Raw genomic sequence first — 12,976 nt, 5'->3', positions numbered from 1 at the left:
CGCCTTGCTTTCATATTCCAGTTGTCGGGATTACAACATTTCGTTAAAGTCACGCCCCTTCTTCACTGGCATGGGGATTATTAAGGTGTTTATTGGTTTTGACTACGGCACGGCAAACTGTTCCGTTGCCGTCATGCGCGACGGGCAACCGCAGCTGCTAAAAATGGAAAATAACAGCACGCTGTTGCCCTCAATGCTTTGCGCCCCGACGCGTGAAGCCGTCAGCGAGTGGCTGTACCGCCATCACGCGGTTCCGGCGACGGATGACGAAACACAGGCGCTGTTGCGGCGCGCAATGCGCTACAACCGTGAAGAAGATATTGAGGTCGGCGCAGGTAGCGTGCAGTTCGGGCTGGCTTCGCTGAGCCACTACATTGACGACCCGGAAGAGGTTTACTTCGTTAAATCGCCAAAATCCTTCCTCGGCGCTAACGGCCTAAAACCGCAGCAGGTTGCGCTGTTTGAGGATCTGGTTTGCGCGATGATGTTGCACATCCGTCATATGGCGCAAACGCAGTTGCCGGAAAGCATCACGCAGGCGGTGATCGGTCGACCAATTAACTTTCAGGGGCTGGGTGGCGATGAGGCCAACCGCCAGGCGCAAGGCATTCTGGAGCGCGCGGCAAAACGCGCCGGTTTTCAGGATGTCGTCTTCCAGTTTGAACCGGTTGCGGCGGGTCTGGATTATGAAGCCACGTTGCAGGAAGAGAAGCGCGTACTGGTGGTGGATATTGGCGGCGGGACGACCGACTGTTCATTGCTGCTGATGGGGCCGCAGTGGCATCAGCGCGCTGACCGCGCCTCCAGCCTGCTCGGGCACAGCGGCTGTCGCGTGGGCGGTAACGACCTGGACATCGCGCTGGCGTTTAAACACCTGATGCCGTTGCTGGGCATGGGCGGCGAAACCGAAAAAGGCATCGCATTGCCGGTTCTGCCGTGGTGGAACGCTGTCGCGATCAATGATGTTCCCGCACAGAGCGATTTCTACAGCAGCGCCAACGGTCGCCTGCTCAACGAGCTGGTTCGGGACGCCCGCGATGCGGATAAAGTCGCGCTGCTGCTTAAAGTCTGGCGTCAGCGCCTCAGCTATCGTCTGGTACGCAGCGCGGAGGAGAGCAAAATCGCCCTGTCCGGGCAGCCCGATATCCTCACCACGCTGCCGTTTATCAGCGATGAGCTGGCGACGTCTGTCAGTCAGCAGGGGCTGGAAGCCGCGCTGAGCCAGCCGCTGGCGCGTATTCTGGAGCAGGTACAGCTGGCGCTGGACAATGCGCAGGAAAAACCGGATGTCATCTACCTGACCGGCGGCAGCGCGCGCTCACCGCTGATCAAAAACGCGCTGGCGGAGCAGTTGCCGGGCATTCCGATTGCTGGCGGCGATGACTTCGGCTCCGTCACCGCCGGTCTTGCGCGATGGGCGGACGTCGTATTTCGTTAACCGCCTCGCAAGCTGAGCGGCTTGCAGATTGACATTATTTTTGCTGTGGCTTATTTTCAGGAGTGAGGGTTAGGGAGGGTTTCCCCTCCCCCTGGTGTCTTAGTAAGTCTGAAAGCTAATCACTAAGAGTATCACCAGTATGATGACGCACTTCATCATAACCCTTTCCTTATTTTAGCCCCTTCCTCGGGAGGGGCTTTCCCGTTCCAGCGTCCTGCTGAAAGCTGTGGCTTACCTCCTTTTTTTGCCGTGCCGCCACTCTAACGTAAGAGTAAATATCCGTGTTTTTCATGGGTAATTGTTGCGTAACGCCTCGCAAAGGCCGACGTCATTCAGACGAATCCAGACAGTGTTTCATAATTCCTCCATTTTTCTCCCGTTATGGATGACTAAACTAGTATCATTCCGCGAAACGTTTCAGGATGAGAAACTTATAACGATGAAAGGCAGTAAAAAATCCCGCTGGGTGATAGCAATCGTGGTCGTTGTGGCGGCCATTGCCGTGTACGAGTTCTGGCATAGTCGCAGCGAAACCCAGGGGAATGCGCCGGGCGCTAACGAACATGCGCAACGTCAGGCTGGCGCAGGACGTCGCGGCATGCGTTCCGGCCCGCTGGCGCCGGTTCAGGCGGCCACCGCAACGGAACAAGCCGTACCACGCTATCTGACCGGGCTGGGCACGATCGCTGCCGCCAATACCGTCACGGTACGCAGCCGCGTGGATGGTCAACTGATGGCGCTGCACTTCCAGGAAGGACAACAGGTCAAAGCAGGCGATCTGCTGGCGGAAATCGATCCCAGCCAGTTTAAAGTCGCCTTAGCGCAAGCGCAGGGGCAGCTCGCGAAAGACAAAGCCACGCTGGCGAATGCCCGTCGCGATTTAGCGCGCTATCAACAGCTGGTGAAAACCAACCTTGTCTCCCGCCAGGAGCTGGACGCGCAACAGGCGCTGGTCAGCGAAACAGAAGGCACCATTAAGGCCGATGAAGCCAGCGTCGCCAGCGCGCAGTTGCAGCTTGACTGGAGCCGCATCACCGCACCGGTAGAGGGTCGCGTGGGGTTAAAACAGGTGGATGTCGGTAATCAAATTTCCAGCGGCGATACCACAGGCATTGTCGTTATCACCCAGACGCACCCAATCGATCTGATTTTTACCTTGCCGGAAAGCGATATCGCCACCGTCGTACAGGCGCAAAAAACGGGCAAAACATTGACCGTTGAAGCCTGGGATCGCACTAACTCACAGAAATTAAGCGACGGCGTACTGCTCAGCCTGGACAACCAAATCGACGCCACGACCGGCACCATCAAAATCAAAGCCCGTTTTAACAACCAGGATGACGCGCTGTTCCCTAACCAGTTTGTTAACGCCCGCATGCTGGTCGACACGCAGCAAAACGCGGTGGTGATACCGACAGCGGCCGTGCAAATGGGTAACGAAGGCCACTTTGTCTGGGTGCTAAATGATGAGAACAAAGTCAGCAAGCATCTGGTTAAACCGGGTATTCAGGACAGTCAGAACGTGGTAATCAGCGCCGGGCTGTCGGCAGGCGATCGCGTCGTGACGGACGGGATCGATCGTCTGACGGATGGGGCGAAAGTCGAAGTGGTGGAAGCGCAAGCGCCTGCGGCGAAAGAAGATAAAGCCACGAATCGGGAATACGGTAAGAAAGGAGTACGCTCCTGATGCAGGTGTTACCTCCGAGCAGCACAGGCGGCCCGTCGCGCCTGTTTATTATGCGCCCTGTCGCAACCACGCTGCTGATGGTGGCGATTTTACTCGCCGGGATTATCGGTTACCGCTTCCTGCCCGTCGCCGCATTGCCGGAGGTGGACTACCCCACCATTCAGGTGGTAACGCTCTACCCCGGCGCCAGCCCGGATGTGATGACCTCCGCCGTCACCGCGCCGCTTGAACGCCAGTTCGGGCAAATGTCCGGCCTGAAACAGATGTCGTCGCAAAGTTCCGGCGGCGCATCGGTTGTAACGTTGCAGTTCCAGCTGACTCTGCCGCTGGATGTCGCCGAGCAGGAAGTACAGGCCGCCATTAACGCGGCCACAAACCTGCTGCCGAGCGATCTGCCTAACCCGCCGGTATACAGCAAAGTTAACCCGGCAGATCCACCGATCATGACGCTGGCCGTCACCTCAACCGCCATGCCCATGACGCAGGTGGAAGACATGGTGGAAACCCGGGTGGCGCAGAAAATTTCCCAGGTATCCGGCGTAGGGCTGGTCACGCTGTCCGGCGGCCAACGCCCGGCCGTGCGTGTGAAGCTGAATGCGCAGGCGATTGCCGCGCTGGGGCTTACCAGCGAGACGGTTCGCGCCGCCATCACCAGCGCCAACGTCAACTCGGCGAAAGGGAGTCTTGATGGCCCAACTCGCGCGGTCACGCTCTCTGCTAACGATCAGATGCAGTCTGTCGATGAGTATCGCCAGTTAATCATCGCCTGGCAGAACGGCGCGCCGGTACGTCTGGGCGATGTGGCAACGGTCGAACAAGGCGCGGAAAACAGCTGGCTCGGCGCGTGGGCCAATAAAGAACAGGCCATTGTGATGAATGTGCAGCGCCAGCCCGGCGCCAACATTATCTCCACGGCGGACAGCATTCGTCAGATGCTGCCGCAGCTTACGGAAAGCCTGCCAAAATCGGTCAATGTCACCGTGCTGTCGGATCGCACCACCAACATTCGCGCTTCCGTTACCGACACCCAGTTCGAACTGATGCTGGCGATTGCGCTGGTGGTGATGATCATCTACCTGTTCCTGCGTAATGTCCCCGCCACAATCATTCCGGGCGTCGCCGTGCCGTTATCGCTGATCGGCACTTTTGCGGTAATGGTCTTTCTCGATTTTTCGATCAATAATCTGACGCTAATGGCGCTGACCATCGCCACCGGCTTCGTCGTGGACGACGCGATTGTGGTGATTGAGAACATTTCGCGTTACATCGAGAAAGGGGAAAAACCGCTGGCGGCGGCGCTCAAAGGCGCTGGCGAAATCGGCTTTACCATTATTTCATTAACCTTCTCGCTGATTGCGGTACTGATCCCGCTGTTATTCATGGGCGATATCGTCGGGCGTTTGTTCCGCGAATTTGCGGTCACGCTGGCGGTAGCGATCCTGATCTCCGCCGTCGTGTCGCTGACCTTGACGCCCATGATGTGCGCCCGGATGCTCAGCCAGGCGTCGCTGCGCAAGCAAAACCGCTTCTCCCGCGCGGCGGAAAAAATGTTTGATCGCGTCATTGAGAAATACGGTCAGTGGCTGGCAAAAGTGCTCAACCATCCGTGGCTGACGCTGAGCGTGGCGCTCGGCACCCTGCTTCTCAGCATCATGCTGTGGGTCTTTATCCCGAAAGGGTTCTTCCCGGTGCAGGATAACGGCATTATTCAGGGCACATTGCAGGCTCCACAATCCAGCTCGTTCGCCAGTATGGCCCAGCGCCAGCGCCAGGTGTCTGATGTGATTTTAAAAGACCCGGCGGTAGAAAGCCTGACCGCCTTTGTCGGCGTTGATGGTACCAACCCGGCGCTGAACAGCGCGCGTCTGCAAATTAACCTTAAGCCGCTGAATGAACGTGACGATCGGGTACAGAAAGTCATCGCCCGCCTGCAACACGCCGTGGCGAAAGTACCCGGCGTCGATCTCTACCTCCAGCCAACGCAGGATCTCACCATTGATACTCAGGTGAGCCGCACGCAGTACCAGTTTACGCTACAGGCCACCTCACTGGACGCGCTCAGCACCTGGGTGCCGCAGCTGATGGAAAAACTCCAGCAGCTTCCGCAGCTTTCTGACGTCAGCAGCGACTGGCAGGACAAAGGTCTGGTGGCGTATGTGAACGTTGACCGCGACAGCGCCAGCCGTCTTGGCATCAGCATGGCGGATGTCGATAACGCCCTGTATAACGCCTTTGGCCAGCGCCTGATTTCGACCATCTACACCCAGGCGAATCAATATCGCGTCGTGCTGGAACATAACACCGACACCACGCCAGGGCTGGCGGCAATGGACACCATCCGTCTGACCAGCAGCGACGGCGGGATTGTGCCGCTTAGCGCCATCGCCAAAATCGAGCAACGTTTCGCGCCGCTTTCCATTAATCACCTGGATCAATTCCCGGTAACGACCTTCTCGTTTAACGTGCCGGATAATTATTCGCTCGGCGATGCGGTACAGGCCATTCTGGACACGGAGAAAACGGTCAACCTGCCAGTCGATATCACCACCCAGTTCCAGGGCAGCACGCTGGCCTTCCAGGCCGCGCTCGGCAGCACCGTCTGGCTGATCGTGGCGGCAGTGGTGGCGATGTATATCGTGCTTGGCGTGCTGTACGAAAGCTTTATCCATCCAATCACGATCCTCTCCACCCTGCCGACGGCAGGCGTCGGGGCGCTGCTGGCGCTCATGATTGCCGGTAGTGAACTGGACGTGATTGCCATCATCGGGATCATTTTGTTGATCGGTATTGTGAAGAAGAACGCCATCATGATGATCGACTTCGCCCTGGCCGCCGAGCGCGAGCAGGGAATGGCGCCGCGTGATGCGATTTTCCAGGCCTGTCTGCTGCGTTTTCGCCCGATTCTGATGACCACGCTGGCGGCACTGTTAGGCGCACTGCCATTGATGTTAAGTACCGGCACAGGCGCGGAATTACGCCGCCCGTTAGGGATTGGCATGGTAGGCGGCCTGCTGGTCAGCCAGGTCTTAACCCTGTTCACCACGCCCGTCATCTATCTGCTGTTCGACCGCCTGTCGCTGTATGTGAAAAGCCGCTTCCCCCGCCAGGAAGAGGAGGCGTAAATGAAATTTTTCGCCCTTTTCATTTACCGCCCGGTGGCGACCATTTTAATCTCCATCGCCATTACGCTCTGCGGCGTGCTGGGTTTCCGGTTATTGCCGGTCGCCCCGCTGCCGCAGGTGGATTTTCCGGTCATTATGGTGAGCGCATCGCTTCCGGGCGCTTCGCCGGAAACCATGGCGTCGTCGGTCGCCACGCCGCTGGAGCGTTCGCTCGGACGCATCGCGGGAGTCAGTGAGATGACCTCCAGCAGCTCGCTGGGCAGCACGCGAATTATTCTTCAGTTTAACTTTGACCGCGATATCAACGGCGCGGCGCGTGACGTGCAGGCGGCAATTAATGCCGCACAGAGTCTGCTGCCCAGCGGGATGCCCAGCCGCCCGACCTACCGTAAAGCCAACCCGTCCGACGCGCCGATTATGATTCTGACGCTCACATCGGACACCTGGTCGCAGGGAGAGTTGTATGACTTCGCCTCAACGCAGCTGGCGCAGACAATCGCGCAAATTGACGGCGTCGGCGATGTGGATGTCGGCGGCAGTTCGCTGCCCGCCGTGCGCGTGGGGCTTAACCCGCAGGCGTTGTTTAATCAGGGCGTATCGCTGGATGACGTGCGCAGCGCCATCAGCAATGCCAACGTGCGTAAGCCACAGGGCGCGATCGACGACAAGACTCATCGCTGGCAGGTTCAGACAAATGATGAACTGAAAACGGCGACGGAATACCAGCCGTTGATTATCCACTACAACAACGGCGCCGCCGTGCGTCTGGGCGATGTCGCCACGGTAACTGACTCGGTACAGGATGTGCGTAACGCCGGGATGACCAACGCCAAACCGGCGATTTTGCTGATGATTCGCAAGCTGCCGGAAGCCAATATCATCCAGACGGTAGACAGCATTCGCGAGAAGCTCCCGGAATTACAAACGCTGATTCCCGCCTCAATTGACCTGCAAATCGCTCAGGATCGTTCCCCGACGATTCGCGCCTCGCTGGAGGAAGTGGAGCAGACGCTGGTTATTTCCGTCGCGCTGGTCATTCTGGTGGTCTTTTTATTCCTGCGCTCCGGGCGCGCAACGTTGATTCCTGCCGTTGCGGTTCCCGTGTCGCTGATTGGCACCTTCGCCGCAATGTACCTGTGCGGTTTTAGCCTGAACAACCTGTCGCTGATGGCGCTGACTATCGCCACCGGTTTTGTCGTCGATGACGCCATTGTGGTGCTGGAAAATATCTCCCGCCATCTTGAAGCCGGCATGAAGCCCTTGCAGGCGGCGCTTCAGGGAACGCGTGAAGTTGGCTTTACGGTGCTCTCCATGAGCCTCTCCCTGGTGGCGGTATTCCTGCCGCTCTTGCTGATGGGGGGATTGCCCGGAAGATTATTACGCGAGTTTGCCGTCACCCTTTCGGTGGCGATCGGCATCTCGCTGCTCGTCTCGCTCACGCTAACCCCCATGATGTGCGGCTGGATGCTGAAGTCCAGCAAGCCTCGCGAGCAGACGCGAAGCCGCGGCTTTGGCCGTCTGCTGACTGGCCTGCAACAAGGGTACGGCACATCGCTGAAATGGGTGCTAAACCATACGCGGCTGGTGGGCGTCGTCTTGTTGGGCACCATTGCGCTGAATATCTGGCTCTATATTTCCATCCCCAAAACCTTCTTCCCCGAACAGGATACGGGCGTACTGATGGGCGGCATTCAGGCTGACCAGAGTATTTCGTTTCAGGCGATGCGCGGCAAACTTCAGGACTTTATGAAGATCATTCGCGACGATCCGGCGGTCGACAACGTGACCGGGTTCACCGGCGGTTCGCGGGTCAACAGCGGGATGATGTTTATTACGCTGAAATCACGCGGCGAGCGCCATGAAACGGCGCAGCAGGTTATCGACCGGCTGCGGGTCGCGCTGGCAAAAGAGCCGGGCGCAAACCTGTTTCTGATGGCGGTGCAGGATATCCGCGTCGGCGGGCGGCAGGCTAACGCCAGCTACCAGTACGCCCTGCTGTCTGATGATTTAAGCGCGCTGCGGGAATGGGAGCCGAAAATCCGTAAAGCGCTGGCGGCGCTCCCCCAACTGGCGGACGTTAACTCCGATCAGCAAGATAACGGCGCGGAGATGAACCTGATTTACGACCGCGAAACCATGTCCCGGCTGGGGATCGACGTGCAGGCCGCCAACAGTCTGCTGAATAATGCCTTCGGTCAACGGCAAATTTCCACCATCTATCAGCCGATGAACCAGTATAAGGTTGTGATGGAGGTTGACTCACGCTATACCCAGGACATCAGCGCGCTGGAGAAGATGTTCGTCATTAACAGCGACGGGAAGGCGATTCCGCTCTCTTATTTTGCAAAATGGCAGCCCGCCAATGCACCGCTGTCAGTGAATCACCAGGGGTTGTCCGCCGCCTCGACTATCGCGTTTAACCTGCCTACGGGCACGTCGCTGTCCGAAGCGACGGAAGCCATCAACCGGGCGATGACACAGCTTGGCGTACCGTCAACGGTGCGCGGCAGTTTCGCCGGAACGGCACAGGTTTTCCAGGAGACGATGAATTCGCAGGTGATTCTGATCCTGGCGGCGATCGCGACGGTCTATATTGTGTTGGGGATATTGTATGAAAGTTATGTTCATCCGCTGACCATCCTCTCTACCCTCCCCTCCGCAGGCGTGGGGGCGCTACTGGCGCTGGAGCTGTTCAATGCCCCGTTCAGCCTAATCGCGCTCATCGGGATCATGCTATTAATTGGCATTGTGAAGAAAAACGCCATCATGATGGTCGATTTTGCGCTTGAGGCGCAGAGAAATGGCAACCTGACGCCGGAACAGGCGATTTTCCAGGCCTGCCTGCTGCGTTTTCGCCCAATCATGATGACCACGCTGGCGGCGCTGTTTGGCGCGCTGCCGCTGGTTATCTCCGGGGGCGATGGTTCAGAGTTACGTCAACCATTAGGGATTACGATCGTGGGCGGACTGGTGATGAGCCAGCTGCTGACGCTCTATACCACCCCGGTGGTCTATCTCTTTTTCGACCGTCTGCGGCTGCGTTTTTCACGTAATAATAGCAAACCGGAATCCATAACAGAGCCATGACAGAACTTCCTGACAGCACACGCTGGCAACTCTGGATTGTGGCATTCGGCTTTTTTATGCAATCGCTGGATACCACAATCGTCAACACCGCGCTTCCCTCTATGGCGCTCAGTCTGGGGGAAAGCCCGCTACATATGCACATGGTCGTGGTTTCCTATGTACTGACCGTGGCGGTAATGCTGCCTGCCAGCGGCTGGCTGGCAGATAAAGTCGGCGTGCGTAATATCTTCTTTACCGCCATTGTGCTGTTTACGTTGGGATCGCTATTTTGCGCCTGGTCCAGCACGCTGAATGAACTGGTGCTGGCGCGCGTTTTACAGGGCGTGGGCGGCGCCATGATGGTGCCAGTCGGCAGACTGACGGTCATGAAGATCGTTCCGCGCGAACAATATATGGCGGCAATGACGTTCGTCACGCTGCCCGGTCAGGTCGGGCCGCTGCTCGGCCCGGCGCTGGGCGGCATTCTGGTCGAGTACGCCTCCTGGCACTGGATTTTCCTGATTAACATTCCGGTCGGCATTGTCGGGGCGATTGCGACGCTCATGCTGATGCCGAACTACACCATGCAAACCCGGCGCTTCGATCTTTCAGGGTTCCTCCTGCTGGCCGTCGGCATGGCGGTACTGACGATGGCGCTGGACGGCAGCAAAGGCACGGGGCTCTCGCCTCTCTCACTGGGCGCACTGGTGTTGTGCGGCATCCTGGCGATTGCGCTCTACCTGAAACACGCCAAAAACAATCCGCGCGCGCTGTTTAGTCTGGCGCTGTTTCGCACCCACACCTTCTCGCTGGGCCTGTCTGGTAGCTTCGCCGGGCGCGTCGGGAGCGGCATGCTGCCCTTCATGACGCCGGTCTTTTTGCAGATTGGTCTGGGGTTCTCGCCGTTTCATGCCGGGTTGATGATGATCCCGATGGTACTCGGCAGCATGGGAATGAAACGTATCGTCGTACAGGTGGTAAACCGCTTTGGCTATCGTCGCGTACTGGTCGCCACCACCCTCGGCCTGTCGCTGGTCAGCCTGCTGTTTATGAGCGTTGCGATGCTTGGCTGGTATTACGCCCTGCCCTTTGTGCTGTTCCTGCAAGGCATGGTCAACTCCACCCGTTTTTCATCCATGAACACCTTAACGCTCAAAGATCTGCCCGATGAACTCGCCAGCAGCGGCAACAGCTTGCTGTCCATGATCATGCAGCTGTCGATGAGTATTGGCGTGACCATCGCCGGGCTGCTGCTGGGCATGTTTGGTCAACAACATATCGCGGCCGACAGCGGCGCGAGCCACACGGTGTTTATGTATACCTGGCTGTGCATGGCCCTGATTATCGCGCTGCCCGCACTCATCTTCTCCCGGGTGCCGAACGACACGCATAAAAACGCCGTCATTTCACGACGCAAAAGGAGCACGCAATGAAGTTCTGGCGGCCCGGTATTACCGGCAAATTGTTTCTGGCGATTTTCGCCACCTGCATTGTCTTGCTGATCAGCATGCACTGGGCCGTACGCATCAGCTTTGAGCGTGGGTTTATCGACTACATCAAACATGGCAACGAACAGCGGTTGCAGATGCTCGGCGACGCGCTGGGCGAGCAGTACTCGCTGCACGGCAACTGGCGTTTTTTACGCAATAACGATCGCTTCGTTTTCCAGATCCTGCGCTCTTTTGAGCATGACAACGACGATAACAAACCCGGCCCCGGGATGCCGCCGCATGGCTGGCGAACCCAATTTTGGGTCGTCGATCAACACGCCAATGTGCTGGTCGGCCCGCGAGCGCCAGTCCCGCGTGACGGCACCCGCCGGGCTATTCACGTAAACGGTGTGGAGGTTGGCGCGGTGATTGCCTCTCCCGTTGAGCGACTGACGCGCAATACCGATATTAATTTTGATAAGCAACAGCGCCGTACCAGCTGGCTGATCGTGGCGTTGTCGACTCTGCTGGCGGCGCTGGCGACGTTTCCGCTGGCGCGCGGGTTGCTGGCGCCCGTTAAGCGGCTGGTGGAAGGCACGCACAAACTGGCCGCAGGCGACTTCACGACGCGCGTAACGCCGACCAGCGCGGATGAACTGGGTAAACTGGCGCAGGATTTTAACCAGCTCGCCAGCACGCTGGAAAAAAATCAGCAAATGCGCCGCGATTTTATGGCGGATATCTCCCACGAACTGCGCACGCCGCTGGCGGTATTGCGCGGTGAGCTGGAGGCTATCCAGGACGGAGTCCGCCAGTTTACGCCCGAATCGGTGGCCTCGCTCCAGGCTGAAGTCGGCACGCTCACCAAGCTGGTTGACGATCTGCATCAGCTTTCTATGTCCGATGAAGGCGCGCTGGCGTACCAGAAAACATCGGTGGACCTGATTCCCCTGCTGGAGGTGGCAGGCGGCGCGTTTCGCGAGCGCTTCGCCAGCCGTGGGCTGACGTTACACTTTTCCCTTCCTGACAGCGTAATGGTATTCGGCGATCCGGATCGTCTGATGCAGTTATTCAATAATCTGCTGGAAAATAGTCTGCGCTACACCGACAGCGGCGGCAGCCTGCACATTTCCGCCGAGCAGCGCGACAACATGCTGCTGTTAACGTTCGCCGATTCCGCGCCCGGCGTTCGCGATGAGCAGTTACAAAAGCTGTTTGAACGTTTCTACCGCACAGAAGGCTCCCGCAACCGCGCCAGCGGCGGGTCCGGTCTGGGACTGGCGATTTGCGACAATATCGTACAAGCGCATAATGGTCGTATCCGGGCGTCCCATTCGCCTTTTGGCGGGCTTAGCATTACAGTAGAGTTACCGCTGGAACGCGATTTACAGAGAGATGTATGACTGAGTTACCCATTGATGAAAACACGCCGCGTATTTTAATCGTGGAAGATGAACCCAAGCTGGGACAACTGCTGATCGACTATCTGCGCGCCGCAAGCTATGCCCCCACGCTAATCAGTCATGGCGATCAGGTATTGCAGTATGTGCATCAAACGCCGCCAGACCTGATCCTGCTGGACTTAATGCTGCCAGGTACGGACGGCCTGACGCTGTGCCGGGAAATTCGCCGTTTTTCTGACGTGCCCATCGTGATGGTCACGGCAAAGATTGAAGAGATCGACCGACTGCTTGGGCTGGAGATTGGCGCCGATGATTACATCTGCAAACCTTACAGCCCCCGTGAGGTGGTCGCCCGCGTGAAAACGATTTTGCGCCGCTGCAAGCCGCAGCGTGAGCTGCAACAGCTGGACGCGCAAAGCCCGCTGATTGTTGATGAAGGCCGTTTTCAGGCATCCTGGCGCGGCAAGATGCTCGACCTGACCCCCGCAGAGTTTCGCCTGTTGAAAACGCTGTCTCACGAGCCGGGGAAAGTCTTCTCCCGCGAGCAGCTGCTTAATCATCTCTACGATGATTATCGCGTGGTGACGGACCGCACCATTGACAGCCACATCAAAAACCTGCGCCGCAAGCTGGAATCGCTGGACGCCGAACAGTCGTTCATCCGTGCGGTATACGGCGTCGGGTATCGCTGGGAAGCGGATACCTGCCGGATTGCATAAGTCACGCCTGCAATAGCCGGATGACGCTCCGCTGATCCGGCCGACAAATAAGAGCGTTGTCGGCCAGAGAAGGCGCTACGCCGCCATCCGGCGTTTTTCTTTACCTGCCTC

8 protein-coding genes are annotated in these 12,976 nt (G+C 57.9%); 7 read left to right on the top strand and 1 reads right to left on the bottom strand.

Annotation, left to right across the window (positions count from 1 at the left end):
• The first annotated feature begins 85 nt into the window (after positions 1–85).
• Positions 86–1,438, top strand: a complete 1,353-nt coding sequence (yegD, locus tag OGY62_RS17370) for a molecular chaperone (RefSeq protein ID WP_104869119.1) — start codon at positions 86–88, stop codon at positions 1,436–1,438.
• Between the two features lie 99 nt (positions 1,439–1,537).
• Here yegD and OGY62_RS17365 read toward each other — a convergent pair whose 3' ends face one another.
• On the bottom strand, positions 1,538–1,597 hold the full coding sequence (locus OGY62_RS17365) for a type I toxin-antitoxin system Ibs family toxin (RefSeq protein WP_075203763.1): 60 nt from the start codon (positions 1,595–1,597) through the stop codon (positions 1,538–1,540).
• Between the two features lie 280 nt (positions 1,598–1,877).
• Here OGY62_RS17365 and OGY62_RS17360 point away from each other — a divergent pair, with 280 nt between their 5' ends.
• From OGY62_RS17360 to baeR, 6 genes are read left to right on the top strand one after another with little or no spacing between them, the layout of a single operon-like run.
• Positions 1,878–3,125, top strand: coding sequence for an MdtA/MuxA family multidrug efflux RND transporter periplasmic adaptor subunit (locus OGY62_RS17360; protein WP_024130190.1), 1,248 nt, complete (start codon positions 1,878–1,880; stop codon positions 3,123–3,125).
• Positions 3,125–6,247 carry a multidrug efflux RND transporter permease subunit MdtB gene (gene mdtB / locus OGY62_RS17355; RefSeq protein ID WP_012131683.1) on the top strand — a complete coding sequence of 1,041 codons (3,123 nt, stop codon included), beginning with the start codon at positions 3,125–3,127 and terminating at the stop codon, positions 6,245–6,247. Before OGY62_RS17360 ends, mdtB begins: the two co-directional genes overlap by 1 nt.
• The gene (gene mdtC / locus OGY62_RS17350) at positions 6,248–9,334 is read left to right on the top strand and encodes a multidrug efflux RND transporter permease subunit MdtC (protein WP_214318756.1); all 3,087 of its coding nucleotides are present in this window, start codon (positions 6,248–6,250) and stop codon (positions 9,332–9,334) included. It abuts the gene before it with no gap.
• Positions 9,331–10,746 (top strand): MFS transporter, encoded by a 1,416-nt coding sequence (locus tag OGY62_RS17345; RefSeq protein WP_286460331.1) that lies wholly within the window; start codon positions 9,331–9,333, stop codon positions 10,744–10,746. The genes mdtC and OGY62_RS17345 overlap by 4 nt, the downstream gene beginning before the upstream one ends.
• A complete protein-coding gene (gene baeS / locus OGY62_RS17340; RefSeq protein WP_047462573.1) occupies positions 10,743–12,146 on the top strand; it encodes an envelope stress sensor histidine kinase BaeS in 1,404 nt (467 codons plus the stop codon). The genes OGY62_RS17345 and baeS overlap by 4 nt, the downstream gene beginning before the upstream one ends.
• The gene (gene baeR, locus OGY62_RS17335; protein WP_012131679.1) at positions 12,143–12,865 is read left to right on the top strand and encodes an envelope stress response regulator BaeR; all 723 of its coding nucleotides are present in this window, start codon (positions 12,143–12,145) and stop codon (positions 12,863–12,865) included. The genes baeS and baeR overlap by 4 nt, the downstream gene beginning before the upstream one ends.
• Positions 12,866–12,976 lie beyond the last annotated feature (111 nt).

The organism is Citrobacter sp. CK198, assembly GCF_030333295.1.
GTDB classification, from domain to species: domain Bacteria; phylum Pseudomonadota; class Gammaproteobacteria; order Enterobacterales; family Enterobacteriaceae; genus Citrobacter_B; species Citrobacter_B koseri.
This window is presented reverse-complemented; position numbering and strand designations above follow the sequence as displayed.

What these genes read in the sequence shown, in the direction of transcription:
- OGY62_RS17360 (WP_024130190.1), top strand. Translation starts at nt 1,878, where the DNA reads ATGAAAGGCAGTAAAAAATCCCGCTGGGTGATAGCAATCGTGGTCGTT.
- mdtB (WP_012131683.1), top strand. Translation starts at nt 3,125, where the DNA reads ATGCAGGTGTTACCTCCGAGCAGCACAGGCGGCCCGTCGCGCCTGTTT.
- mdtC (WP_214318756.1), top strand. Translation starts at nt 6,248, where the DNA reads ATGAAATTTTTCGCCCTTTTCATTTACCGCCCGGTGGCGACCATTTTA.
- OGY62_RS17345 (WP_286460331.1), top strand. Translation starts at nt 9,331, where the DNA reads ATGACAGAACTTCCTGACAGCACACGCTGGCAACTCTGGATTGTGGCA.
- baeS (WP_047462573.1), top strand. Translation starts at nt 10,743, where the DNA reads ATGAAGTTCTGGCGGCCCGGTATTACCGGCAAATTGTTTCTGGCGATT.
- baeR (WP_012131679.1), top strand. Translation starts at nt 12,143, where the DNA reads ATGACTGAGTTACCCATTGATGAAAACACGCCGCGTATTTTAATCGTG.